The organism is Lysinibacillus sp. IITD104, from assembly GCF_036698265.2.
GTDB lineage: Bacteria > Bacillota > Bacilli > Bacillales_A > Planococcaceae > Lysinibacillus > Lysinibacillus boronitolerans.
The window spans coordinates 3,346,589-3,372,831 of sequence record NZ_JBAHYH020000001.1 but is presented as its reverse complement, the minus strand read 5'-3'; the positions used below and the strand labels follow the sequence as shown (position 1 = coordinate 3,372,831).

At 36.5% G+C, this 26,243-nt stretch carries 24 protein-coding genes; all 24 read left to right on the top strand.

The genetic code is table 11. The features are described 5' to 3' along the window. Positions 1 to 50: 50 nt before the first annotated feature. The 24 genes from V1L66_RS17245 to V1L66_RS17130 all read left to right on the top strand — a co-directional run bounded on the left by V1L66_RS17245 (position 51) and on the right by V1L66_RS17130 (position 26,016). Positions 51 to 1,598 carry an ABC transporter ATP-binding protein gene (locus tag V1L66_RS17245; RefSeq protein ID WP_333006461.1) on the top strand — a complete coding sequence of 516 codons (1,548 nt, stop codon included), beginning with the start codon at positions 51 to 53 and terminating at the stop codon, positions 1,596 to 1,598. Beyond that, positions 1,598 to 2,644, top strand: a complete 1,047-nt coding sequence (locus V1L66_RS17240) for an ABC transporter permease (protein WP_004224945.1) — start codon at positions 1,598 to 1,600, stop codon at positions 2,642 to 2,644. The genes V1L66_RS17245 and V1L66_RS17240 overlap by 1 nt, the downstream gene beginning before the upstream one ends. Before the next feature lies 1 nt (position 2,645). After that, complete coding sequence (locus V1L66_RS17235) at positions 2,646 to 3,605, top strand: ABC transporter permease (RefSeq protein WP_008178940.1); 960 nt, start codon at positions 2,646 to 2,648, stop codon at positions 3,603 to 3,605. A 170-nt stretch (positions 3,606 to 3,775) separates the two neighbouring features. After that, complete coding sequence (yfmF, locus tag V1L66_RS17230) at positions 3,776 to 5,047, top strand: EF-P 5-aminopentanol modification-associated protein YfmF (RefSeq protein WP_054550536.1); 1,272 nt, start codon at positions 3,776 to 3,778, stop codon at positions 5,045 to 5,047. After that, a complete protein-coding gene (gene yfmH / locus V1L66_RS17225; protein WP_333006465.1) occupies positions 5,044 to 6,345 on the top strand; it encodes an EF-P 5-aminopentanol modification-associated protein YfmH in 1,302 nt (433 codons plus the stop codon). The genes yfmF and yfmH overlap by 4 nt, the downstream gene beginning before the upstream one ends. Then, a complete protein-coding gene (ymfI, locus tag V1L66_RS17220; protein ID WP_333006466.1) occupies positions 6,342 to 7,070 on the top strand; it encodes an elongation factor P 5-aminopentanone reductase in 729 nt (242 codons plus the stop codon). The genes yfmH and ymfI overlap by 4 nt, the downstream gene beginning before the upstream one ends. Before the next feature lie 45 nt (positions 7,071 to 7,115). After that, the gene (locus tag V1L66_RS17215; RefSeq protein ID WP_004224939.1) at positions 7,116 to 7,373 is read left to right on the top strand and encodes a DUF3243 domain-containing protein; all 258 of its coding nucleotides are present in this window, start codon (positions 7,116 to 7,118) and stop codon (positions 7,371 to 7,373) included. Between the two features lie 216 nt (positions 7,374 to 7,589). Next, a complete protein-coding gene (locus tag V1L66_RS17210; protein WP_026023397.1) occupies positions 7,590 to 8,375 on the top strand; it encodes a DUF3388 domain-containing protein in 786 nt (261 codons plus the stop codon). Between the two features lie 16 nt (positions 8,376 to 8,391). Continuing rightward, positions 8,392 to 9,327 (top strand): helix-turn-helix domain-containing protein, encoded by a 936-nt coding sequence (locus V1L66_RS17205; protein WP_333006467.1) that lies wholly within the window; start codon positions 8,392 to 8,394, stop codon positions 9,325 to 9,327. A 47-nt stretch (positions 9,328 to 9,374) separates the two neighbouring features. Continuing rightward, on the top strand, positions 9,375 to 9,953 hold the full coding sequence (gene pgsA, locus V1L66_RS17200; protein ID WP_016992833.1) for a CDP-diacylglycerol--glycerol-3-phosphate 3-phosphatidyltransferase: 579 nt from the start codon (positions 9,375 to 9,377) through the stop codon (positions 9,951 to 9,953). Positions 9,954 to 9,969: 16 nt separating this feature from the next. Further along, positions 9,970 to 11,229: a competence/damage-inducible protein A gene (locus tag V1L66_RS17195; protein WP_026023399.1), complete on the top strand. Its 1,260-nt coding sequence runs from the start codon at positions 9,970 to 9,972 to the stop codon at positions 11,227 to 11,229. A gap of 161 nt (positions 11,230 to 11,390) precedes the next feature. Next, positions 11,391 to 12,455 carry a recombinase RecA gene (gene recA, locus V1L66_RS17190; protein ID WP_016992835.1) on the top strand — a complete coding sequence of 355 codons (1,065 nt, stop codon included), beginning with the start codon at positions 11,391 to 11,393 and terminating at the stop codon, positions 12,453 to 12,455. A gap of 520 nt (positions 12,456 to 12,975) precedes the next feature. After that, a complete protein-coding gene (rny, locus tag V1L66_RS17185) occupies positions 12,976 to 14,535 on the top strand; it encodes a ribonuclease Y (protein ID WP_036080352.1) in 1,560 nt (519 codons plus the stop codon). Between the two features lie 227 nt (positions 14,536 to 14,762). After that, positions 14,763 to 15,491, top strand: a complete 729-nt coding sequence (locus tag V1L66_RS17180; protein WP_333006470.1) for a Wzz/FepE/Etk N-terminal domain-containing protein — start codon at positions 14,763 to 14,765, stop codon at positions 15,489 to 15,491. Continuing rightward, on the top strand, positions 15,491 to 16,192 hold the full coding sequence (locus tag V1L66_RS17175) for a CpsD/CapB family tyrosine-protein kinase (RefSeq protein WP_333006471.1): 702 nt from the start codon (positions 15,491 to 15,493) through the stop codon (positions 16,190 to 16,192). Before V1L66_RS17180 ends, V1L66_RS17175 begins: the two co-directional genes overlap by 1 nt. Before the next feature lie 31 nt (positions 16,193 to 16,223). Next, on the top strand, positions 16,224 to 16,988 hold the full coding sequence (locus V1L66_RS17170; RefSeq protein WP_333006472.1) for a CpsB/CapC family capsule biosynthesis tyrosine phosphatase: 765 nt from the start codon (positions 16,224 to 16,226) through the stop codon (positions 16,986 to 16,988). A 94-nt stretch (positions 16,989 to 17,082) separates the two neighbouring features. Continuing rightward, positions 17,083 to 18,201 (top strand): glycosyltransferase family 4 protein, encoded by a 1,119-nt coding sequence (locus V1L66_RS17165; protein WP_333006473.1) that lies wholly within the window; start codon positions 17,083 to 17,085, stop codon positions 18,199 to 18,201. Between the two features lie 126 nt (positions 18,202 to 18,327). Continuing rightward, positions 18,328 to 19,509, top strand: coding sequence for a glycosyltransferase (locus V1L66_RS17160; RefSeq protein ID WP_333006474.1), 1,182 nt, complete (start codon positions 18,328 to 18,330; stop codon positions 19,507 to 19,509). Beyond that, positions 19,506 to 20,846, top strand: coding sequence for a hypothetical protein (locus tag V1L66_RS17155; protein WP_333006476.1), 1,341 nt, complete (start codon positions 19,506 to 19,508; stop codon positions 20,844 to 20,846). The genes V1L66_RS17160 and V1L66_RS17155 overlap by 4 nt, the downstream gene beginning before the upstream one ends. A 16-nt stretch (positions 20,847 to 20,862) precedes the next feature. After that, on the top strand, positions 20,863 to 21,954 hold the full coding sequence (locus V1L66_RS17150) for a glycosyltransferase (RefSeq protein WP_333006477.1): 1,092 nt from the start codon (positions 20,863 to 20,865) through the stop codon (positions 21,952 to 21,954). Further along, positions 21,944 to 23,452 (top strand): polysaccharide transport protein, encoded by a 1,509-nt coding sequence (locus V1L66_RS17145; protein WP_333006478.1) that lies wholly within the window; start codon positions 21,944 to 21,946, stop codon positions 23,450 to 23,452. The genes V1L66_RS17150 and V1L66_RS17145 overlap by 11 nt, the downstream gene beginning before the upstream one ends. An 81-nt stretch (positions 23,453 to 23,533) precedes the next feature. Further along, the gene (locus V1L66_RS17140; RefSeq protein WP_333006479.1) at positions 23,534 to 24,643 is read left to right on the top strand and encodes an acyltransferase family protein; all 1,110 of its coding nucleotides are present in this window, start codon (positions 23,534 to 23,536) and stop codon (positions 24,641 to 24,643) included. A 129-nt stretch (positions 24,644 to 24,772) separates the two neighbouring features. After that, on the top strand, positions 24,773 to 25,570 hold the full coding sequence (locus V1L66_RS17135; RefSeq protein ID WP_258859527.1) for a TIGR00282 family metallophosphoesterase: 798 nt from the start codon (positions 24,773 to 24,775) through the stop codon (positions 25,568 to 25,570). A gap of 179 nt (positions 25,571 to 25,749) precedes the next feature. Next, positions 25,750 to 26,016, top strand: a complete 267-nt coding sequence (locus V1L66_RS17130; RefSeq protein WP_004224903.1) for a stage V sporulation protein S — start codon at positions 25,750 to 25,752, stop codon at positions 26,014 to 26,016. The last annotated feature ends 227 nt before the right edge of the window (positions 26,017 to 26,243 follow it).

Here is a 26,243-nt window from a genome sequence, read left to right as displayed (position 1 = left end):
CGCTAAGGCAAAAATACTTAATAATAGTGCCTATTAAGGGAGTGACAAATTTGGATTATGTGATTGAAATGCTAGGAATCCGTAAAGAATTCGGTAATTTCGTGGCGAATAATAATATCACCCTCCAACTGAAACAAGGCGAGATTCATGCATTGCTAGGTGAAAATGGTGCAGGTAAATCGACTTTGATGAATGTCCTTTTTGGTTTGTATCAACCAGAAGGTGGCGAAATTCGTGTACGTGGGAAGGCAGTAAAAATTACAAACCCGAATATTGCCAATGATTTAGGGATTGGCATGGTGCATCAACATTTTATGTTGGTAGAAAACTTTACAGTAACAGAAAATATCATTTTAGGCACTGAGCCTACTAAAATGGGAATTGTGAATATAAAAGATGCGGCTAAGAAAGTACAAGCACTTTCTGAAAAATATGGATTAGATGTTGATCCAAACGCCAAAATCGAGGATATCACGGTTGGTATGCAACAACGTGTAGAAATATTAAAAACATTGTATCGCGGTGCCGAAATTTTAATTTTTGATGAACCAACTGCATCATTAACACCGCAAGAAATTACCGAATTAATTCAAATAATGCGTCGTCTTATCGAAGAAGGTAAATCCATTATTTTAATTACGCATAAGCTAAAAGAAATTATGGAAGTTTCAGACCGTGTGACGATTATCCGTAAGGGAGAAGGGATTGGCACTGTTGTAACCGCTGCCACAAATCCTGATCAGCTTGCTGAAATGATGGTTGGCCGTCAAGTTGAATTCAAAACGGAAAAAACGGATGCGACACCAACTGACGAAGTGCTTGCAATTGAGAACTTGGTTGTTACGGATTATCGAAATATTGATAAAGTTAAAGGTCTTAATTTAAATGTTCGTAAAGGTGAAATCGTAGGTATTGCGGGTATTGATGGTAATGGTCAATCCGAATTAATTGAAGCCATTACAGGTCTACGCAAAATTAAAAGTGGTAAAGTCAAGCTGAATGGTAAAGATATTACTAACATGAAGCCTCGTAAAATTACAGAGGAAGGCGTAGGACATATTCCACAAGACCGTCATAAGCATGGTTTAGTTTTAGATTTCCCAATTGGTCATAATATTGCATTGCAAACATATTACCAATCTCCAATAGCGAAGGGCTTTGTCATGGACTATAAAAAGGTGTCAGAAAAAGCTCGCCAAATCATTAAAGAGTATGATGTGCGTACTGGTAATGGGGAGATGACACCAGCTCGTGCATTATCTGGTGGTAACCAACAAAAAGCAATTATTGGTCGTGAAATTGACCGTAACCCTGATCTATTAATTGCTGCTCTACCAACACGTGGACTTGACGTAGGAGCTATTGAATTCATTCACTCTCGTCTAATTGAGCAACGTGATAAAGGGAAAGCCGTTTTGTTAATCTCATTTGAATTAGATGAGGTTATGAATGTTTCGGATCGAATTGCCGTTATCTATGATGGACAAATTGTCGATGAGTTAAGTCCGAAAGAAACGACTGAACAAGAGCTAGGCTTACTAATGGCAGGGCAAAGTAAAAAAAATATCAAGCGTGATGCGAAGGAGGGGAACGACTAATGTCAAATCGTGTCATTAATATACTCGTTCCTATCATCTCTATCATTATCGGTTTAATTGTAGGGGCTATCGTCATGGTAGTCAGTGGCTATGACCCAGTGCAAGGTTATATCGCTCTTTGGACAGGTATTTTTGGAGATTCATATTCAATCGGGAACACAATTCGTCAAATTACACCATATATTTTAGCAGGTCTTGCGGTAGCCTTTGCATTCCGTACAGGGCTCTTCAATATCGGTGTTGAAGGTCAGCTAATTTTAGGTTGGTTAGCCGCAGCTTGGGTAGGTTATGCGTTTGAACTTCCTAAAATCATTCACTTACCATTAGCATTGCTTGCAGCAGCAGCTGCAGGTGCATTTTGGGCCTTTATTGCAGGTTTCTTAAAAGCGAAATTTAAAGTTCATGAAGTTATTGCGACAATTATGCTAAACTACACTGCACTTTATATTGCAAATGCAGTGATTAAAAAATTGTCCGATGGCAGCTTTAAAACAGAACGTATCCATGAGTCAGCCTCTTTACGTTCTCCGTTTTTAAGAGAGCTTACAGACAATTCAAGTCTTCACTATGGGATCATTGTTGCACTTTTAATGGTAGTCGTGATGTGGTTCATTCTAGAAAAAACAACACGGGGCTACGAGCTAAAAGCAGTAGGTTTTAACAAAAATGCTGCTGATTATGCAGGTATGAGTGTCAATAAAAATATTATTTTAGCTATGACGATTTCTGGTATGTTTGCAGGTCTTGGCGGCGCGATGGAAGCATTAGGAACGTTCCAAAACGCATCCATTAAACCTGGCTTTACAGGAATTGGTTTTGACGGTATCGCCGTTGCTTTACTTGGTGCCAATACACCACTTGGCGTAGTATTTGGGGCATCCCTTTTCGGTTCTTTAAAATATGGTGCATTAAATATGCCAAATGCTGCGGGTATCCCAGAAGAGATCGTATCCATTATCATTGCATTGATTATCTTCTTCGTTGCATCAGGCTATATTATTCGAGTAGGCTTACAAAAGCTGAGCAAGAAAAAGGAGGGACAATAACATGAGCTTTTTAGAAATGTTATATTTCATCATCCCTTCAGCGATTCTATATGCAACACCTTTGATTTTTACAGCCATCGGTGGGGTATTCTCTGAACGCTCTGGTGTTGTCAACATCGGGCTAGAGGGCTTAATGATTGTTGGTGCTTTTGTTGGTATATTTATCAATTTAGAATTTGCTTCATCATTAGGTGCGGCAACTGTTTGGGTAGCAATGCTAGCGGCTGTTGTAATTGGTGCGATTTTCTCACTTTTCCATGCCGTTGCTTCTATTTCATTCCGTGCCGATCAAACGGTATCAGGGGTAGCTATTAACTTATTAGGCTTAGCTGCTACTGTATTCTTGGTAAAAATGATTTATGATAAAGGTCAAACAGATATGATTGACCAACCTATTCGCCGTTTTGGTATTCCTTATTTAGAGGACATTCCGTTCTTTGGACGTTTATTGTTCCATGATGTTTACAGTACGTCTATTCTGGCGTTTGTGGTAGCTTTTGGTGCTTGGTTTATTATTTATAAAACACCATTTGGCTTACGCCTTCGCGCTGTAGGTGAACACCCAATGGCGGCAGATACAATGGGGATTAACGTCAATAAAATGCGTTATATTGCTGTTATGATCTCTGGAGCTCTAGGTGGGCTTGGTGGTGCTGTCTATGCACAAACAATTACGCACGACTTCTCACACGCAACAATTGCTGGTCAAGGTTTCATGGCTATTGCCGCAATGATTTTCGGGAAATGGCATCCGATTGGTGCGCTAGGTGCAGCTTTATTCTTCGGTTTAGCACAAACATTAAGTATTGCAGGGAACCAGATTCCATTTATCGAAAATGTTCCAGCCGTTTATCTGCAAATCTTACCGTATGTATTAACAATCCTTGCTTTAGCAGGCTTTATTGGTAAAGCAAACGCTCCAAAAGCGAGTGGACAGCCTTATATTAAAGGAAAACGTTAAGAAAAGCATTTTAAGGACTGAGCAAGCTATGCTCAGTCCTTTTTATATAGGATTGGCGTAATTTTTAATTTTTCCCATACATACTTTGGATTCCTTTTGCAATTATAGACAATAGACATGTATAGTATGTGTAGTACATCGTTATATTAAGAAGGATAGGAGGGTTTCATATGTTTAAAACAATACCTTTTGCAAAAGGTGTCAATTTGCATATCCGACAAACGACCCAATTTAAAACCGTAAATTTTTCAATTAAATGGAGAAGAGCATTAACAGCTAAAAGTGCATCAGAGCGTACAGTGTTAACAAATGTACTGCAGCACAGTAATGCTAAATATAAGACAACGGCTGCTTTTCGAAGCTTTTTAGATGACTTGTATGGTACAGTTTTGTATTTTGATACATCTAAGCGCGGAAATGAGCATACGGTTCTTATGAATGTAGAGACTGTTAATGATCATTATCTAGCAAATACAAGTGTCTTAAACGAAGTCCTTGGTTTATTGCATACAGCTATTTTTGAGCCTAATCTAGAAAATGGTGTCTTTAAGGAATCCGTTGTTGAGCGTGAGAAAAAGACAGTTATTCAACGTATTGAATCTATTTTTGATGATAAATCTCGCTTTGCTCAATTCCGTCTACAACAAATCCTGAGACCAAATGAGCCAGCATCAATTTCAGCGAATGGTAGTGTCGAAGAAATTCAAAAGATTACCCCTGCCTCATTATTTGAGGCTTATCAATCGATGCTAGCTAACGACAAAATCGATATTTATGTAGCTGGAGACATTAATGAAGAGGAAATTGTTGCGAAATTAAAAAAAGCGCTACCATTTAAGGATCGTACTCCTGAGGAAGTTCCAGCAGTACTCCCTCAACAACATCCAGACAATGATTATGTAAGAGAACAGCATGAAATGAAACAAGGTAAACTTCATATTGGCTTTAGCACACCTGTTAGATTTGGTGATGCAGATTTCTCTAAGATGCAAATTTTTAATGGGATTTTTGGTGGATATCCACATGCTAAGCTGTTTATGAATGTTCGTGAAAAAGAGAGTCTTGCTTATTATGCTTCTAGTTCCTATGCTTCGCATTATGGACTTGTATTTGTTGTATCTGGGATTGAAGCTAAAAATGAAGAAAAAGCGCTATCTTTAATTAAAGAACAACTTGCCGTCATGCAGGCTGGGGACATTACCGATTTAGAGCTGGAGCAAACAAAGGCTATGCTGACGAATCAGCTAAAAGAATCCTTAGATTCGGCACGAGGTCAAATTGAAATTTTTGATCAATATAAAGATTTACCTGAGGAATTCTCAGTTCAAGCCTGGGCAAATAAGTGGAAAGCTGTGACAAAAGAAGATGTTGTTGCAATGGCAAAGCAAGTGCAGCTTGAAGCGGTCTATTTCTTATGTGGAAAGGAGCAAGCCGCACAATGAAAACAATAGAATTTAAACAATTAGATGAAATACTTTATTATGAAAAACTAGACAATGGCTTAGATGTTTATATATTGCCGAAAAAAGGCTTTTCCAAAACATTTGTTACATTTACAACAAAGTACGGCTCTGTCGATCGTACGTTCGTGCCAATTGGTGACACAGAAAGTATTACTGTACCAGATGGTATTGCACACTTTTTAGAGCATAAAATGTTCGAAAAAGAGGATGGAGACGTTTTCCAAAAATTTAGCGAATATGGTGCTTCTGCGAATGCATTTACATCGTTTACGCGTACAGCTTATTTATTTTCATCTACTGACAATATTTATAAAAGTACAGAAACATTATTGAATTTTGTCCAAGAACCATACTTTACAGAAGCTACTGTCAATAAAGAAAAAGGAATTATCGGGCAAGAAATTACAATGTATGATGATCAACCAGACTGGCGTCTATACTTTGGCACAATCGAAAATATGTATCATCATCATCCTGTAAAGATTGATATCGCTGGTACAATTGAATCGATTGATGGCATTACAGCAGAGCATTTATATACATGCTACAATACGTTTTATCATCCTTCGAATATGTTGTTATTTGTGATTGGTGCTGTAGAACCAGAGCAAATGATGACGTTTATTCGTGACAATCAAGGTAAAAAAGAGTTCCCAGAACCAACGCCAATTCAACGCTTCTTTGATATAGAACCAACAGAGGTAGCCATTAAGGAACGTACATTAAATATGGATGTTCAAAAACCAAAAATTTATGTTGGTTTAAAAGCGAAAGACACTAATTTATCAGGTCAGGACATGTTAAAGCATGAGTTGTCCGTTCAAATTGCGCTTGAACTTATTTTTGGACGTACTTCTGATTTTTATGAACGTGTTTACGAGGAAGGTTTAATTGATGAGACGTATGCTTTTGATTTTACCTTAGAAAATGGCTTTGGATTTGCCATGATTGGATCAGATTCAGCAGAGCCTGATAAATTGGCAAAAACGATTATGGACGAATTAGCAAAATATGAAGGAAATAGCCAATTCGATCCTGCTGGTTTGGATCGTATAAAACGCAAAAAAATTGGGTTCTTCCTACGTGCACTAAATTCGATCGAGTTTATCGCAAACCAATTCACACGGTATTCCTTTAATGACATGAATTTATTTGATGTAGTACCAGTACTTGAGACTTTAACCGTTGAGGACTTACAAAAAGCATTTGCTTCTATCCAAGGTGAAACACAGCAAACAGTCTTTAAAATTCTGCCAAGTAAGCAGGATGCACAGTGAAAAAATTTGCCCTTGTTTTAGGTGCATCAGGTGATATCGGTCATGCCATTTGTCAAAGCTTAGCTGAGGACGGCTGGTCCATCTATGTACATTATTCAAACAATCAAAATGCGGCACAGAGATTATGTGAAATGCTTTCCGAAAATTTCCCTGCACAAGAATTTATGCTTGTACAGGGAGATTTTTCAATCGTTAATGGAGCAGAATTAGTAGCCGCGCAAATTTTCAATGTGCAGGCAATTGTTTTTGCCAATGGACAAGCCCATTATTCATTGCTCGAAGATACAACAGTGGAGGATATGGATGCTTTATGGCGTGTTCATGTTCAAAATCCTATGAGACTAACAGCTTTACTTTCTGGAAAACTTCGCAAGCATGATGTAAGCTATGTACTATTTATAGGTTCCATTTGGGGAGAGGCTGGCTCAGCGGGGGAGGCACTTTATGCAACTGTTAAGGGTGCGCAACATGCTTTTGTTAAATCCTATGCAAAAGAAGCGGCATTATCTCGGATTAGAGTGAATGCTATTGCTCCTGGCTTTATAAATACCTCAATGAACAGCCATCTAAATCAAGAAGAGCTTCAATACATTTTGGACGATATCCCACTAGGCTCCATTGGACAAACAAAAGATGTGGCTGAAATGGTACGTTTTTATTTGTCTGGTAAAGCTGATTATGTGACAGGACAAATCGTACGATTAAATGGAGGCTGGTACATATAATAATCTCTTTTGCACATACTACTTGTGTAAAGGAGGAGGAAGAATATGACCATTTTAGAAAACTGGCAAAAATGGACATCGTTTTTAGGACAAAACGTTATGCAAGCTGAATCAAGCGGTATGCCGAAGAAAATGATTCAAACGGCTGCTGTCCAAATTGGGGAATATTTGGCGACTAATGTCGATCCTAAAAACGAACAAGAGCGAGTGCTGTCGGATTTATGGGGCGTTGCCTCTGAAGATGAAAAACATGCATTAGCGAATTGTGTCATTAAGCTTGTACAAAATAAGCATGTGCAGTAAATAAAAGAGGAGAGCCAATCTCCTCTTTTTGCTATACAGTAAACTTTTTATCTGTGAAAACGGGAACGTATGTAAGCCTATTTAACAGTCATCAAAAAAAATTAGTAAATAACACTGTAATTCCATGTATTCTAACTTTCCATTACATAAAAAATCAGCTATGATGGAACTTATAAAGGATTTTTTACGTTAACTAATAGGAAGGGAACGAGTGTGTTGAGCGATTGGTACTTTGAATATGAAATTCAGGTGAATCGCCCTGGATTATTAGGAGATATTGCTTCACTTTTAGGGATGCTTCGTGTCAATATTATATCAATAAATGGTGTAGATGAGGATCGACGTGGTATGTTAGTGCATACAGACAATGATGAGGCAATTGAGCGTTTTCGTACAATTGTTTCGACAATGGAACATATTAACGTAACCAAATTTCGACAACCAAAACTTCGTGACCGTTTAGCCATTAGGCATGGTCGTTATATTCCTCGAGATGCAGATGAAAAAAACACATTCCATTTCGTAAGAGATGAATTAGGTATTTTAGTCGACTTTATGGCAGAACTCTTTAAAAAAGAGGGACATAAGCTGATTGGTATTCGTGGCATGCCACGTGTTGGAAAAACTGAATCCATAGTAGCCGCCAGTGTCTGTGCCAATAAAAAATGGATCTTTTTATCATCTACAATGATTAAGCAAACAGTTCGTAATAAGCTTGTGGGAGATGAATTTAGTCGTAACAATATTTTTATTCTAGATGGTATTGTAACTCGACGTTCATCTGATGAGAAACATTTGCAATTAGTGCGTGAAATGATGAATATGCCTTGTATCAAAGTTGTAGAGCATCCAGATATGTTTGTTCAGCATTCAGAATATAAAATAGAGGATTTTGATTATATTATTGAACTACGTCATCACACTGATGAAGAAATTACTTATGAAATAATGGAAAAAAATCATATGTCCGAATCGGATTCTTTTGGAGGATTTAATTTTTAATTTGATGTTAAAGTAGGTGTTATTAGTGGCAGAATTAGGGACTCGACTGAAAGAGGCGAGACTGTCTAAAGGCTACAGCTTAGACGATTTACAAGAAATAACGAAAATTCAAAAACGTTATTTAGTAGGAATTGAAGAGGGCAATTATTCCATTATGCCTGGTTCGTTTTATGTACGAGCTTTTATCAAACAATATGCAGAAGCTGTTGGGTTGGATGCGGAAGAAATCTTAGAGACATATAAAAATGAACTACCGAGCACTCCAAACGATCAAGTAAGTCAATCGATGACGAATAGCCCCAGCAGAAGAAAAGTAACGAAAGGCCCTTCGAATAAAATGATGGAGGCTATGCCAAAAATCATTGTTGCTTTATTTATTGTAGTCATTATTGTGGCTATATGGGTGCTATGGCAATCAAAAAACAGTCCAGGGACAAGCGAAGAAGTAAATCCAACTCCTGAGATGGAATATGACACAAATGTCAAGCCAATTGATAGTGAGAAGGATAAAAAAGAACAAGAAAATAAAGATGCACAGAAAAATGATAAAGATAAAGATGATACAAAAGCTACAGAAGAAACACCAACTGATGAAGATGACACTGATCAAACTGAAGAGATGAAGCAAACAATTTCCGCGGGTACTGTTGAAGCAGATGGAGCGACAACTTCTTATACGTTAACAGGGACGGATACAATGAAACTTAAAATCGAAATATCAGGCCCTACATTTGTTGGTATTCGCAATCAACAGCAACAAGAAATCTTAACAGATACGCGTGTCTATAATGCCGGGGAAGTAGTTGAATTTGACGCCTCAACACAAAACTATGTTCGTATTCGTCTCGGTAATTCAACGCAAGCTAAAATCTATATTAATGACGAACTTCTAACGTATGCACAACAAATTGTAACGCAAAATATCGTCATCAATTTCAATAAAGAACAGTAGTCATCCTATGATGACTACTTTCTTTCATCATGAAAGGTGTTAGAAAAATGAACATTCCAAATAAAATTACCATCTCTCGAATCTTGCTTATTCCATTCTTTGTCATTGTTATGATGTTTGATTTTGGCTGGGGAACATTATCGCTTTTTGGTGCTGAGATGCCAATCCATCATTTTATAGGTGCACTTATTTTTATCTTTGCTTCAACAACCGATTGGGTGGATGGTTATTACGCACGTAAGTATAACCTTGTGACCACATTTGGGAAATTTTTAGATCCCTTAGCTGACAAGTTACTTGTCTCAGCAGCCTTTATTTTAATGGTCGAGCTTAAGATGGCACCTGCTTGGGTAATTATCATTATTATTAGTCGTGAATTTGCTGTTACGGGTTTACGTTTGATTTTGGCAGGTGGAGGAGAAGTGGTCGCTGCCAATCAGCTTGGTAAAATTAAAACTTGGGCACAAATTGTAGCGATTGCTGCTGCTCTTTTACACAATACAATCTTTACATTGGTTGGTATTCCATTTGATAAAATCATGCTCTATATTGCATTGTTCTTTACACTTTGGTCAGGGTGGGATTATTTCTATCTAAATCGACGTGTATTACTTGAGTCTAAATAAGAAAGGTCTTGGGATCATGAATGCTGAAATTCTTGCGGTTGGCTCAGAACTATTATTAGGTCAAATTACGAATACAAATGCGAGATTTATCTCAAGCCAGCTATCCGAGCTTGGCATCAACGTTTTTTATCATACCGTAGTGGGCGATAATGCAAAGCGTTTAGAACAAGCTATCGAAGTGGCAGAGTCTCGTGCAGATCTCATTATTTTTTCGGGAGGACTGGGTCCAACAAAAGATGATTTAACGAAGGAAACGATTGCACGTCATCTTGGTGTTTCTCTTGAGTTTGATGAAGTAGCATTGACGTATATTGAGCAATTTTTTGCTAAACGAGGACGTCCAATGACGGAAAATAATCGTAAACAGGCATTAATTTTAGCAGGGAGTGAAGTATTAGCTAATCACCATGGAATGGCTCCAGGTATGATCTTCACAAAAAATGATCGCACTTATATTTTATTACCAGGACCTCCAAAAGAGTTAGAACCAATGTTTCAATTTGAGGCTAAACCTAAACTTGCTGCGATGCTTAATGATGGAGGGATCATTGCATCACATGTTATGCGATTTTATGGAATTGGTGAGGCCGAGCTTGAAGTACAAGTTCAAAATATTTTAGATGCACAAACCAATCCAACAGTTGCTCCACTTGCTTCTGATGGTGAGGTAACGTTACGCGTAACAGCTAAAGCCGCAACAGAGCAGCAAGCTAGGCAGCTTATTAAGGCAAAGGTTGCGGAAATACAAGCACTTGTTGGTGATTATCAATATGGTGTAGATGATGATTCCCTTGCCTCAAAAACGGTAGAAATGCTATTGGATAATAAGCTAACAATCGCGGCTGCAGAAAGTTTAACTGCTGGGTTATTTCAATCTGAGCTTGCGGAAATTCCAGGGGTAGGAAATGCTCTTATAGGAGGCGTTGTTACCTATGCAGCAGATGCGAAAGTAAAACAGCTAGGCATTTCACAAGAATTAATTGATACACATGGTGTTGTGAGTGCTGAGTGTGCGGCGGCAATGGCAAGTGCTGTTCGTGAGAAATTTGCTACAAATATTGGGATTGGCCTTACAGGAGAAGCAGGTCCCACTGCGCATGATCATCAGCCAGTAGGTACTGTTTGGATTGGTATTGCCATAAATGATGAGGAGCCGCTTACATATTTACTTCATTTATCAGGCATGCGGAATACGAATCGGCTCCGTGCGGTGAAATTTACATGCCACTATTTAATGCAGCTGTTAGAAGAACGTGGCTACACAAAACGTTATTAAAATAGATTAAAACATAGGAATTTGGGTAGAGGAAAACTATCCAAATTTTTATTTTGAAGGAAAATCGAATAAATGTTCGCTTTTTTCTTGCGTGTTTTCTCAAAAACAAGTATAGTAGAGATAGATAAAAACAGTGAACAGTTTTCGAAGGAGGAAAATGAATGAGTGATCGTAAAGCAGCCTTAGAACAGGCTCTAAAACAAATTGAAAAGAATTTTGGTAAAGGTTCCATCATGAAACTCGGGGAAAAAACCGATTTAGAAATTGCCACATCTTCAAGTGGTTCACTTGCACTTGATGCTGCATTAGGAGTGGGTGGATATCCACGTGGACGTATTATTGAAGTATACGGTCCAGAATCATCTGGTAAAACAACTGTTGCTCTGCATGCCATTGCTGAAGTACAAGCAACAGGTGGACAAGCAGCATTTATCGATGCTGAGCATGCATTAGACCCAATCTATGCACAAAAATTAGGTGTTAATATTGATGAGCTATTATTATCACAGCCTGACACAGGTGAACAAGCACTTGAAATCGCAGAAGCATTAGTGCGTAGTGGTGCTATTGATATTATCGTAATTGACTCTGTTGCTGCCTTAGTACCAAAAGCTGAAATTGAAGGGGATATGGGTGACTCTCATGTCGGCTTACAAGCCCGTTTAATGTCTCAAGCTTTACGTAAACTATCAGGTGCGATTAATAAATCAAAAACGATTGCTATATTCATTAACCAAGTTCGTGAAAAAATTGGTGTTATGTTCGGTAATCCAGAAACAACACCAGGTGGACGTGCACTTAAATTCTACAGCTCTGTCCGTTTAGAAGTGCGTCGTGCAGAAGCTATTAAACAAGGTAATGATATTGTTGGTAACCGAACTAAAATTAAAATTGTTAAAAATAAAGTAGCACCACCTTTCCGTACAGCTGAAGTAGATATTATGTATGGAGAAGGAATTTCTAAAGAAGGCGAAACAGTCGATTTAGGTGTGGAATTAGACATTGTACAAAAAAGCGGTTCTTGGTATGCATATGGCGATGAGCGCTTAGGTCAAGGACGAGAAAATGCTAAACAGTATTTAAAGGAAAATACTGCTGTCCTGGAAGACATAGCAAACAAAATCCGAGCTTCTTATGGTATTGCGGCTTCTTCTTATACAATTGCTGCACATGATGATGAAGAAGAGATGGATGAAGAATTAATGTTACTTCTTGAAGAAGAATAATTAATGATTGCATTGTTCCCACTTTATTGAGGGGACAATGCATTTTTTTGTCTATATTCTTAAATTTTTACACATAATAAGAGAGAAGCTGTATTTCGGTGTTTATTTCTAATGTACTGTTTTTTTATTAATTGTATTTAACGTGAAAATTTTCTAGTGAAATAGTAATAGGAAAAAAATTCGCTGAATGGATAGGACTTACTTTTTTTGGCTTAGATGGCGAACAGACGCCTGACTATCCTTGACAGAGCTTGAGGCTAGCTATACAATTAAATATGTATAATTTCTGAATTATGACTTTAAATAGGCAGTACATTTTATCCTCATTTAGCAAATGTTTTATAGTGAAATATCCTTTAAAATGGATGTCTAAACGCCTACTGGATGAAGATAATGCCTTTGGCCAATGAAACGGGTTTTGCATAAATTCTCCCAAAATCTGGTGCATTTTAGCTGAGGTGACATAGATGTATGCGCCGACTGAAACTGTAATACCCAAATAGCAAGAGGAGGTGTTCATATGGATGGAATTACTATCATCTCCGCTTTGCTTGGACTCATCGTTGGTGCCGCTGTTAGCTATATCTACATGAAAAAAGTGAATGACTCAAAAATCACTGGTGCTAAACATGTCGCTGAAACAATCGTTGAAGAAGGAAAACGAGAAGCGGAGGCAATGAAGAAAGAAGCACTACTTGAAGCCAAAGATGAAACTCACAAATTTCGTACTGAAGCTGAAAATGACATTCGTGAACGTCGTTTAGAACTTCAAAAACAAGAGAACCGTTTATTGCAAAGAGAAGAGAATCTTGATCGCAAAGATGATGCTCTAAATAAGAGAGAAGCTGGCTTAGAGCGCAAAGAACAAGCTCTAGCTGAAAGACAACAGCATATTGAACAGATGGAGAGCAAAGTGGACGAGCTCATGGCATCACAAAAAACAGAGCTAGAACGTATTTCTGCTTTAACTAGGGATGAAGCTAAATCAATTATCCTCAATGAAGTAGAAAAAGAGTTATCAACTGATATTGCTGTGATGACGAAAGAAGCTGAAACGCGTGCGAAAGAAGACTCAGATAAAAAAGCACGTGAAATTTTATCATTAGCACTACAACGCTTTGCTGCAGATCACGTAGCAGAAACAACTGTATCTGTTGTGAACTTGCCAAATGATGAAATGAAGGGACGTATTATTGGTCGTGAAGGCCGTAATATCCGCACATTGGAAACGTTAACAGGAATTGATTTAATTATTGATGATACGCCAGAAGCGGTTATATTATCAGGCTTTGATCCAATTCGCCGTGAAACAGCACGACTTGCACTTGAAAAACTTGTACAGGATGGTCGTATTCACCCAGCTCGTATTGAGGAAATGGTGGAAAAAGCTCGACGTGAAGTGGATGAACAAATCCGCGAAACAGGTGAGCAAACTACATTTGAAATTGGTATTCATAACTTACATCCAGATTTAATGAAAATTTTAGGCCGCATGAAATATCGTACAAGCTATGGACAAAACGTCCTAAAACATTCAATTGAAGTCGCACATTTGGCAGGATTACTTGCTGCTGAACTTGGCGAAGATGTAGCATTGGCTCGCCGTGCAGGCTTATTACATGATATTGGAAAAGCAATTGACCATGAAGTTGAAGGAAGCCACGTCGAAATTGGTGTGGAATTAGCAACAAAATATAAGGAACACCCAGTTGTTATTAATAGTATTGCCTCGCATCATGGTGATACTGAAGCAACATCTGTTATTGCGGTATTAGTCGCTGCAGCTGATGCATTATCAGCAGCTCGTCCAGGTGCACGTAGTGAAACACTTGAAAACTATATCCGCAGACTTGAAAAGTTAGAGGAAATTTCAGAAAGCTATGATGGCGTAGAAAAATCTTTTGCGATTCAAGCTGGACGTGAAATTCGTATTATTGTACAACCTGAAAAAATTGATGATTTAGCCTCTCATCGTCTTGCACGTGATATTCGCAAACGTATTGAGGAAGAACTCGATTATCCAGGTCATATTAAAGTAACAGTTATTCGCGAAACACGTGCTGTGGAATACGCGAAATAAATAATAAAATATTAGGCATCCCTTGACCGAGGTCAGGGGATGCCTTTTTGTATGTGAATAAAATTCGATGTAATCTACCCAGTAAGAATAAATGGATGATTCCAACAATATAGTATGGAATAAAGCATAGTGAACTAGCCTCAACATGAATACCTTTTAAAAATTAACCAGCCTAGTTATACTCCGTTTTTACAACTGGTTTATGTTTTGACAAGGAGTGAGAAGCATTGAAAGAAACGATCACATTACAAGATATATTGAAAATAGTCCGAGAAAATCTTCTTTTTATCATAAGTTTTACACTTTTCGTAGCGTTGGTTACGGCCTTTATTAGCATCTTTATTTTAAAACCTACCTATGAGGCAGAAACGCAAATTTTAGTTAACCAAAAGAATATAGAGCAACCACATTTAGGCGTACAACAGGTTGAAACAGATCTCCGACTTATTAATACGTATAACATTATCATTACAAGCTCAGCTATTTTATCTAAAGTTATAAATAAGCTAGATTTGGATGTCACACCTGAAGTGTTAATGGATCAAATTACTGTATCAAGTGCCAATAATTCGCAAGTCGTCAATATTAATGTTGTAGACAAGCAAGCAGAATTGGCTGTTGAAATTGCCAATACAATAGCAGATGTGTTTCAAGAGGAGATCCAAGTTTTAATGACGGTTGATAATGTTAATATTTTGTCCGTTGCAAAATTAGATAAGGAGCCTGTACCGATTGCGCCAAATAAAACTCTTTATGTAGTAGCAGCCTCGTTTATTGGTTTTGTTTTAAGTGCTGCCTTCATAATTATAATAGAGAGCTTAGATACTACAATCAAGACAGAGCAAGATATTGAAGAGTTGATAGGGCTACCGATTATAGGCTTGATTAGTCAAATTAGTGATTCTCACAATAAAAGTGCTAGGATAAAATCCCGTAAAACGAGGAGGGGATCATAATGTTCTGGAAAAAAAAGAAGAAAAAGAAGCTAGTGAAAATGGCACGAAAACTTGTGACGATTGCAAATGGCCAATCTTTTATTTCTGAACAATTTCGAACAATCCGAACAAATATTACATTTTCAATGCCAGATAAAGAGATTAAAACAATATTAGTGACATCTGCAACACCAGGTGAAGGAAAGTCAACCAATGCAGCGAATATCGGCGTTGTTTTTGCACAAGAAGGAAAACGAGTCATCATCGTAGATGCAGATTTACGTAAACCAACAATGCATTATACGTTTCTATTGCAAAATGCTAGGGGACTATCAAATTTACTAACACGACATTTTACAATGTCCCAAGTTATCAATAGTACAGATATTGCTAATCTATTTGTCTTGACGAGTGGGCCTATTCCACCCAATCCAGCAGAGTTACTGGCTTCTAATGTAATGGAGAGTGTAATAGAAAACCTAAAAAAAGAGTTTGACATCATTATTTTTGATGCGCCACCGATTTTATCTGTGACGGATGCTCAAATTTTGTCCAATAAATGTGATGGTACATTATTAATTGTAAACAGTGGAGTTACAGAAAATGAAAGTGTGTTAAAAGCAAAGTCAAACCTAGAAGCCTCAAAAGCAAATATTTTAGGCGTCATATTAAATAACTATAAAATGCCACTCCATCAATATTATGAGCAATATTATTATTAATTCAAGTACTTAGACAGGGAAGTGAAGTACAGTGATTGATATACACAGTCATATATTATTTGATGTCGATGATGGACCGAAAACAATTGAAGAGACACTTTGTTTATTTGAGCAGGCAGTTTTAGAGGGGATTACAACGATTGTTTCCACTTCACATGTCTTACATCCATTTTATAATGTTCCTTTTAATGTAGTGAATGATCAAGTTGAACAGTTGCAATTGGCAATTGACCAACGTAACATGCCGTTAAAACTTTACACGGGACAAGAGGTACGCTTGGCCGGTAACATTCTAGAATTGTATGAAAAAAAACAATTACATACATTAGCACATTCCAATTATTTGCTGTTGGAACTCCCCTCTAATCATATTCCAAAATATACAAAGGATATCATCTACTCGTTATTAACAGCAGGCATAACACCCATTATTGCACACCCAGAACGAAATAGAGTCATTACAGAAAATCCAAGTCATTTGGAACAAATTATACGGGAGGGGGCACTTGCACAAATTACAGCAGGAAGTTTAGCAGGATTGTTTGGAAAAGCCATCCAAAAGCTTTCAATAAAATTTGTGCGCTCGAATCTTGTCCATACATATGGTTCGGATGTGCATAACTTAAGTACACGTCCTTTCTTATTTGAAAAAGGTCTTCGATATTTAGAAAAGCAAAAAGACTTAGATATGGTAGATTTTTTGCTTGAGAACAACGAACGAATCATAAACAATCAGCCATTAATTGTATATGAACCAGATGATACTTTCACAAAAAAATGGTGGAAGTTTTTTTAAAATGCGAGAGCATCTTTCAGCTGGAAGGATATAAAAGATAGCAACAAGTAGCTGAAGCGCTGGAGACATTCAGTGTTTAAGGGGGCCGTATGGGATGCGAGTTGTTTTTATGAGGAGTAACCCTGTTTCACCAGACCCAAGGGTTGAAAAAGAAGCACTTTGCCTTGTGAAAAATAATTGGAATGTCCACATTTTAGCTTGGGATAGAGATAATAAATATAAAGTAAAGGACCAACTGCTAGAAGGTGAACATGCAATCCGTATTACAAGGTTTGGTATTCCTGCAACATTTGGGGGAGGTTTGAAAAGGAACTTATTTCCATTTATAAAATTTCAGATTAAACTTTTTCAGTGGTTACTTCGCCATAAAAATACGTATGATATGATTCACGCTTGTGATTTTGATACAGCACTAATAGGTACAATATGTGGGAAATTACTGCGTAAAAAAGTAATCTATGACATGTTTGATTCGTATACCTCACCATTTTATGGACCAGCGAGTATTGGAAAGGTCATTGAAAGTATAGATTTACGTCTTTTGAATAGTGTAGATGCAGTCATTATATGTACAGAAAAGCGTAAAGAACAGATTGCTAAAGCTTCACCTAAAAAAATAGAGATCATATATAATACCCCGCGTTATATAGATTCAAATAATCGCTTAGATTTGAATCCGAAAAAAGTAAAAATAGTTTATGTAGGCATACTTACTGAAAATCGGTTGATTAATGAATTGGTTGAAGTAGTAAAGAATACGCCAAGTTACGAGCTGCATATTGGTGGATTTGGTAAATTAGCCGATACATTGCTGCAAACTTCAAAAATGCATGACAACATTCACTTTTATGGTAAGTTACCCTATGAAAAAACAATAGAGTTAGAAAATAGTTGTGACATTATGACGGCTATTTATGATCCTAACATTTCTAACCACTATTATGCTGCACCCAATAAATTCTATGAAGCATTAATGCTTGGTAAACCTTTGATTATGGTAAAAAATACGGGAATGTCGGAAGTAGTTGCAGCAAATAATTTTGGAGAACTTATTGATTATAATAGAGAGAGTTTACAAAAAGGAATTGAGAATTTGGTAAAGCGTAGAAAAGAATGGTCAGATATTTCTCATGAAATGAAGGCACTGTACGAAGAAAGTTATAGCTGGGCGAAAATGGAGAAACGAATCACTGATTTATACAGTAATTTATAAAAGGTGTGCGAAGGACGGAGTGACTCGTAGCGGCAATCGATATCCCAATTGAGGAAATTTGTTCATCCACAATCGTAAGAGCAATATGAAAATTTACAATAGTATTGGATTTTTAGGGGGACTAATATGAAGATATTATTTGTTGCACAAAATTTTCAAATGGGTGGTATCCAAAAGGCATTGATTAATATGCTAAAAGAAATCAGCCTCTACGAGCAATATAAGATAGATGTTTTTACATTTAGTGGTGGGGAATTAATGAACGATATTCCCTCCAATGTGAAGGTAAATACAGGGAACTTACTGTTGCAACTAATTGCTACACCTTTTGCTGAAGTGAAAAAAGGAAGTAACATATGGCATATTATTTTACGAATTGTGTGTATGATAGTCGTTCGATTGATAGGTTCCCACAACTTCTACTCGATGCTATTAAAAAAACATCGTATTAATGGTCATTATGATATCGCCATTTCTTATTTTAATGATGTACCTAATCAATATTTCAATAGAGGTACCAATTTATTTGTAGATCACTTTGTGGTAGCAGATCGTAAGTTCGCATGGATCCATACAGATCCCATTAAAGCGAATTTTAATTATGAAGCTTGTGTCAAAACCTATAAAAATTTTGATCGATTGTTCTGTGTTTCGGTAGCATGTAAGGAAAATTTGATAAATTTTCTTCCTGAATATCAACATAAAATTCAAGTGGTTTATAACTTTTTCCCAATTGAAGAGATTAAAGAGCAGGCATGTCAATATACACCGTTTCTAAAAAGCGAGTTGGATTTAATATCTGTTGGGCGAATTGAAAATAGTACAAAAAGGTTCGACCTTATTCCACATCTGTGTAAGTTGTTAAAGGAAGCTTCTATAAATAATTTCCGCTGGCGCATTTTAGGGGATGGACCAGACCTTTTGGCCAATCAGCAACTAGCTCTGCAACTAGGCGTAGAGGATGTAGTTGAATTTGTAGGGGAAATAAAAAATCCGTATCCCTATATAAAATGTAGTGATGTATTCATTTTAACATCAGCCTATGAAGGCTATCCAATGGTCATAGGGGAGGCATTAATTGTACAAACGCCTGTTATTACAACGGATTTTGCAGCAGCAGGTGAGCAAATATGTAATGGTCATAACGGGTTGATAACAGGCTTTAATGTTGAAGACATCTTTCAAGTCATTGCCAATGTAATGAAAAATACAGAATTACTAAATAATATGAAAAATTACATAGAAGAAAATCACTACACAAACGAAAAAGCTCAAGAGCAACTAGAATTGGAGTTTGATGCTATATGATAGTGGAAAATAAAAATTTTAGTGTGCTCATTTGCATTATTTCTAGTATCTTTGTCGTATTAAAAATATATACAGGTAGTAATCTATTTCTCTGGATCTTCTTTCTTTTAACAAGTACGGCGATGCTGCTAGATAAGCAGCAGCATCGAATTGACTATTTATTGTTTTTTATTTCATGGGTTTATGTCATTAAATTTGATATATCTGGCTATTCACTGCTTGTCGTACTTAGTTCTTTCTATATTTTGTTAAGTATTTTGACGATCTTTTTACAAAAGCAAGGTATATCAAAACGTCTCTTATTGACCTTTTTCTTATTTGCGTTTTATACGGTGGCCGTAACGTTAATTAGTGGGGGCAATCTTATAGCAGTTTTAGGCTTTGTGTTGAATTATAGTGTGCTCTTTTGTGCAGTAGTGACTATCAATGAGAGGACATATTTCAGAAGGTATACGTATATCTATGCATTGGGTTTACTAGCTGCTTCGATCGTTCGATTAATCAGTTATTCTGTTCCAAAAATTGATCATTTTATAGAGTCAATGACCGTTGTGAATACAGTGAAGACAATGAACTCAATTAGTACAAGATTTACGGGTTTAGATTTAGATCCAAACTACTTTAGTTTGCAAGTATTAATAGCAATGGCTTGTTTATTAGTGCTTTTTAATCTGGATGGAAAAAAGGAGAAAAAGTCAATTGTATTACTCGTAATATTAGCGTTTTTTGGCATACTGACATATTCCAAAATGTTTATTATTACATTCGTCGTTTTCATTTTGATGACATTCATCGTATTCATTAAAAATAATGTGAAGACAGCCATTAAATTTTCAACTTTTATAGTGATCATATGTGGGGTTGTACTCTATTTTTTTTACGAGTCTTTATTCGAAATTTATTGGATTCGGTTTTTCGGGTCAGGAATATCGACAGATGCTATTACCACTGGTCGAGTGAGTAGTTGGAGCATATTTATCAATGAAATCCTTCAAAACACGAAAGTATTTGTTTTGGGAGCAGGATTTGGCACAAGCTTTGCGAAGGTGAAGATGGCACATACAATGTACTTATCAACTCCCTATTATATAGGCCTACTTGGAGTAGCCTTGTCAGTACTATACATTTCAAGCCTCTATAAAGTACTTAGAGAGAATGTCGGTATTATTAATACACCAGGCTTTCAAATCCTCTCAATTAACGCTATTCCTCTCTATATCGTGTTACTAGCGAATATAGGACTTGATTCATTTGTCATGGATTATTTTCCATATCATATTTTATTAATTATGTTAGCTCTGACTATGAGTAAAAGTAAGACGGACTACTTACGATGAATGAGAGGTGAGGTGAGTGCCATTTTTAAGCATTATTGTCCCCATCTATAATACGGAGCCTTACTTAAATATGTGTCTTGATAGCATTTTGAGACAGGAATTCGTGGATTTTGAGTTGATATTAGTGAATGATGGCTCGACTGATAACTGCTCAGTAATTTGCGATGAATATGCCGAAGCTGATACAAGAATTACTGTCATTCATCAAGCAAATAGTGGTGCTGTCAGTGCCCGTAAAGCAGGGCTAAGCGTCGCCAAAGGACAGTATATTGGATATGTAGATAGTGATGATTGGATTGAAGTGGATATGTACAAATCATTATGCAATGCTGCACGTGATTTTGATGTAGATATTGTCATTTGTGACATTGTAGAAAATTATCCACTCCAAGAAGTGAAGAGAGCGCAGCTTGTCGCGCCCGGTTTGTACAGGAAGGATAGGCTGGAAAAAGAAGTGTATCCGATTATGCTATATTCGGGCGAGTATTACCGTTTTGGATTATTTCCATCTTTGTCTAATAAAATATTTAAAAGAGACCTATTAGAGAAAAATCTATTTGATGTGAATGAAAAAATTTGCATGGGGGACGATGCTGCTTGTACGTATCCAAGCTTATTTGATGCAGAAAGTATTTATATATTAGAAAATCAATACCTCTACCATTACCGTCAGCATACTTCTTCCATGACAGCTAGTTATGATCAGCTGTTTTTTAACAAAATACTTATTTTGTATGAACAATTGAAAGTTTTAAAGCACAGAAAAGCAGACCTGGTTCCTAATTTTACTGAACAACTTCAGTATTATTTTACTTATTTAATGATTGCAGCAGTGAATAATGAATTGAATAGATTTAACTATAAGCGTTTACATGAAAAGCGTATCTTTATCAAGAAAATGTTGATTCATGAAGTGTTTCATGAATCGTTGCACACTATTCGTATGACAAATATGCCGCTCAAATCAAAGGCCTACATTTGGTTATTAAGGAAAAAACAAATTCTATTACTTTTCATGTTGAATAGGATCAATCGGTGGTTAATTGATTGTAAAGGATTAATTCCCACTTTTACTAAAAGAAAAGGTGCTTACCAGCATGAGAACTAAGAGGGTAGTTTTAAATTTAATGTCTAATGTATTGCTACAAGTTGTTGCAGCGGTTATTAATTTCATTTTGCCTCGACTATTTATGACAACATATGGCTCTGCTACAAACGGGCTTGTTTCGTCGATTAAGCAATTTTTAAGTTATTTAAAAATAGTAGAGGCAGGTGTTGGTAGTGCATCCATAGTGGCGCTCTATAAGCCACTAGCCAAGGGTGATAAAGACCAAATAAATGGAATTCTTTCAGCGACTAATCGTTTTTATAGACGTTCGGGTTATGTCTTTGTTGGATTAGTCGCCATTTTGGCTATTTGTTATCCGTTATTAGTAGGAGATGAAGTGAATCCGCGAACGGCTCTTTACATGGTACTTATTTTGGGGATTAGTGGCATGTGGGAGTATTTTTTTATAGGGAAATATTTAGTTCTACTGTCGGCAGATCAAAAAAGCTATGTTATTTTTCGCATTCAAACAATGTTGCTTTTTGCGAGTGCACTATTGTCAGTTACTTTGATAGCATTTGGTTTTTCCATCGTCATTGTTGTTGCTAGTTCAAGTGCCATATTGTTACTGGATGTTCTTTTTTTAAGATTGTATGTTAAAAAGAAATATCCATATTTCAATAGTAAAAAACAAGCGAATACGTTAGCAATTAAAGATAAATGGGATGCTTTAATTCATCAAATTGCCTCGTTAGTGGTGTTTAACACGCCGTTTATTTTAATAACGATTTTTCTGGGCTTAACAGAAGTCAGTGTGTTTACAGTTTATAGTATGGTGTTTAATGCAGTCACATTGTTTATATCCACTTTTTCAGGGGCGATATTAGCAGCTTTTGGAGACATTCTTGTCAAAGAGGATAAGGACGTTCTTCGGAAATATTTTCATCACTTTGAATATATTTTTTATGGCATCATTGCTTTTAGCTACACATGTACAGCTATTTTAATATTGCCATTTATAAAGATTTATACAGCAGGGATTGAAGATGCCAATTACATAAGGCCCTGGTTAGCAATATTGTTTGTCATTGTAGGAGTAGCGAATACAATTCGGATTCCTGCCAATACGTTAGTGAATGCTGCAGGCCATTTTAGAGAGACGAAAAATCGTGCCATTATGGAAGCATTAATCAACCTTGTAGTTTCTCTTGTTTTTGTACAGTTTTTTGGCGCAGAAGGAATATTACTAGGAGGAATTTGTTCATACGTCTACCGAACTTATGATTTAATCATTTATTCTTCAAAAGTGATTTTACAAAGTTCCCCTTTAGATACTGTCAAAAAAATTGTGCGTAATAGTATCTTTGCATTTCTTGCAGCGACACCATTTATATTCTTTTTTGAGCTCCATATTACAAGTGCCAGTTCATGGCTTGTAGCAGCTATATGTATTTCCCTGTGGACGATGTTTATTGTATTAATAGGTAATTTTATTATTGAGCCTAAAGCAATGCGAGATATTTTGATGCAATTAAAGCGGACAATTACCAATAGCTAATAATTTTATCCCTGCATTTTAGTAAGGTAAGAAGCATAATTGAAAGGCAAATAGATTCCTTTGAAATGGCAGGTGATGATGATGAAAAGAGAAGTCAAAGAAATATATTTACTACGATTCGTTGCTTGCTTAGGAATTGTGTTAATGCATAGTGTTACGTTGGCGTTGAACATGTATAACATAGAAGAAGGCCCACAATTCGTAATCCTGACATCAATTCAGCTGATCTTTATGTTCGGGACACCTCTTTTTATATTTATCTCAGAGTTTGTCATTGCCTTTTCCTATTCAGATCGTTTGCCGAAAAAGTTTTATGTAAAACGTTATAAATATATTTTAGTTCCGTTTCTTTTTATTGGGTTCCTTGATGCAGTTCTTAAATCAATTGAATCACCTACTATTGAATTTGCAAAAAAACTCCTACTGAATTATTTAGAAGGTGATTATCACGGTTATTTTATCGTTATTATCTTTCAGTTTTATATCATACATCCATTTTTTGTAAAATTTATTGTATCGAGATATCCAGCCCATAAAGTAATAATAACTGCGTTTATTATTAATTTTGGTTACTTAGCCTTTTTTAATTTTTTGGATCCATATAAGTATTTTCCGTATTTGTCTTATATTAGTTTGCAATGGGATTTCTTTAATAAGATGCCATTTCCAGCGTGGATTGCTTATTTTGTAGTAGCTTATTATTGTGGAAAAAATTATGAAAAATTTCTATCGTTGTTACAGCGTTTTCGTCATCTGCTGCTAATAGTATCGCTAATTACAGTAAGCATTTTGCTAGCCTCCCAGCTATCAGGTATCATTACGGAAGTTCATTCTAAGAGAATAGACGTTATCCTTTATACATTCAGTATAGCTTTTCTGTTATTTTTCATCGCGAGTAACAGAAGAAAAATGCCGAAATTTATCATTTTTATTAGTCGATATTCCTTCGGTATCTATTTATTACATCCCCTAGTTAATAGCCTACTTAAAATTTTTTTAACGAATGTTATCGAAACATTAAGTGTCTTCTCTGTTATTGCCATTTCATTTATTATCAGTATTAGTTGCTCTATTTGTATAACCTATGTAATGAGTAAATGGCAATTCGGTGCATTTTTTGTAGGGCAACTCACCAACAATGGGTACTCCTCTAATAAAAAAGATGCACAATTACCCATCCAGCAATCCTAGATAAATTGGTGCTATCCAAAAAGTATCCAAAAACGTAAATTGAGTATGGCTTACGTTTTTACTTTGCGATTGCCAAAGCAAAGATGGTAAACTAAAAGATGTTATTTAGAGAAAGTGTGGTCTTGCATAATGAAAGTTCTATTTATTGGTGATATTGTTGGTTCAATTGGTCGAGATGCGGTGGAAAAATATTTACCTCGCTTAAAAAAGAAGTATAATCCAGATGTTGTGATTGCAAATGGAGAAAATGCTGCAGCTGGACGAGGGATTACTCGTAATATTTATAACAGCCTGCTACAAATAGGTGTAGATGTCATTACAATGGGCAATCATACATGGGACAATAAAGACATTTTTGATTTTATTGATGATGCGGATTACTTAATTCGACCAGCAAACTTTTCAAATGAAGCACCTGGTAAAGGTATGGTTCAAATTTCTAAAAACGGTGTGACATTATCTGTCATTAATTTACATGGTCGTGTATTTTTACCTCCACATGAGGATCCGTTTGCAATGGCAGATCAATTGATTGCAGAAGCACGACAAATATCTCCACTTGTCTTCGTGGATTTTCATGCTGAAGCGACTAGTGAAAAAATTGCTCTTGGTTGGCATTTAGATGGGAAGGCTTCAGCCGTTGTAGGCACACATACACATGTGCAAACAGCAGACGCAAGAATTTACCCGCAAGGTACAGCTTATATCACGGATGTTGGTATGACAGGTCCATATGATGAAATTTTAGGTATGACGAAGGAAAGTGTCATCTACAAATTCCAAACAAACATGCCATCTCGTTTTGAAGTTCCGAAAAAAGGGCGAGAGGTTTTAAGTGGTTTCTTTGTAGAGATAAATGATCGCACAGGGAAAGCTATTGCCTGTGAACGCATTTATATAAATGAAGACTATCCATTTCAAGGGTAGATAAGTCGAAGAATGTTTTTTTACGTTTCTTTTTCAGGGATATAGGTTTCTTTGTCAAACTAGTCTATTTCCGTTTTGCGGAGCATAAAATGTGCTACGGACAATAACTTGAGGTCCAAAAAGGGGGACACATGAGTTGTTGAGCGTAAACACTATTCGCGAAACGGGGAGGAATAATTGTGGATTCATTAAAAGTATCATCACGCTCTAATCCAAATTCAGTTGCAGGTGCATTAGTCGCGGTAATCAGAGAAAAAGGGCAGGCAGAAATGCAAGCAGTTGGGGCAGGTGCACTTAACCAAGCCGTGAAAGCAGTGGCCATTGCACGCGGATTTGTAGCGCCAAGTGGCACAGATTTAATTTGCGCGCCGGCGTTTGCCGATATTTTGATTGCTGGAGAAGAACGAACAGCATTAAAGCTGCTAGTGGAAAAACGTATTCGATAAAAAAGTAATGAAGTAAAATGCTCTGTCACATAATATTGTGGTGGAGCATTTTTTCGTTTTCCTATTTACATATGATAGATGTCACTTGAAATAGGGGCGTGATTTTGCTTAGATTTGAAAATTACAACTTTATGAACAGGATTTTCAGTCAAAGGTCTGATTTTCGCCTAAATCGTGGAGAAACAATAGTCCAGACGGTTTCTTCGTGTTAAACTTATGAAGGAAAA

Coding starts and splice junctions, on each gene's coding strand:
- V1L66_RS17240 (WP_004224945.1), top strand. CDS start 1,598: ATGTCAAATCGTGTCATTAATATACTCGTTCCTATCATCTCTATCATT.
- V1L66_RS17235 (WP_008178940.1), top strand. CDS start 2,646: ATGAGCTTTTTAGAAATGTTATATTTCATCATCCCTTCAGCGATTCTA.
- yfmF (WP_054550536.1), top strand. CDS start 3,776: ATGTTTAAAACAATACCTTTTGCAAAAGGTGTCAATTTGCATATCCGA.
- yfmH (WP_333006465.1), top strand. CDS start 5,044: ATGAAAACAATAGAATTTAAACAATTAGATGAAATACTTTATTATGAA.
- V1L66_RS17215 (WP_004224939.1), top strand. CDS start 7,116: ATGACCATTTTAGAAAACTGGCAAAAATGGACATCGTTTTTAGGACAA.
- pgsA (WP_016992833.1), top strand. CDS start 9,375: ATGAACATTCCAAATAAAATTACCATCTCTCGAATCTTGCTTATTCCA.
- V1L66_RS17195 (WP_026023399.1), top strand. CDS start 9,970: ATGAATGCTGAAATTCTTGCGGTTGGCTCAGAACTATTATTAGGTCAA.
- recA (WP_016992835.1), top strand. CDS start 11,391: ATGAGTGATCGTAAAGCAGCCTTAGAACAGGCTCTAAAACAAATTGAA.
- rny (WP_036080352.1), top strand. CDS start 12,976: ATGGATGGAATTACTATCATCTCCGCTTTGCTTGGACTCATCGTTGGT.
- V1L66_RS17175 (WP_333006471.1), top strand. CDS start 15,491: ATGTTCTGGAAAAAAAAGAAGAAAAAGAAGCTAGTGAAAATGGCACGA.
- V1L66_RS17165 (WP_333006473.1), top strand. CDS start 17,083: ATGCGAGTTGTTTTTATGAGGAGTAACCCTGTTTCACCAGACCCAAGG.
- V1L66_RS17160 (WP_333006474.1), top strand. CDS start 18,328: ATGAAGATATTATTTGTTGCACAAAATTTTCAAATGGGTGGTATCCAA.
- V1L66_RS17155 (WP_333006476.1), top strand. CDS start 19,506: ATGATAGTGGAAAATAAAAATTTTAGTGTGCTCATTTGCATTATTTCT.
- V1L66_RS17145 (WP_333006478.1), top strand. CDS start 21,944: ATGAGAACTAAGAGGGTAGTTTTAAATTTAATGTCTAATGTATTGCTA.
- V1L66_RS17140 (WP_333006479.1), top strand. CDS start 23,534: ATGAAAAGAGAAGTCAAAGAAATATATTTACTACGATTCGTTGCTTGC.
- V1L66_RS17135 (WP_258859527.1), top strand. CDS start 24,773: ATGAAAGTTCTATTTATTGGTGATATTGTTGGTTCAATTGGTCGAGAT.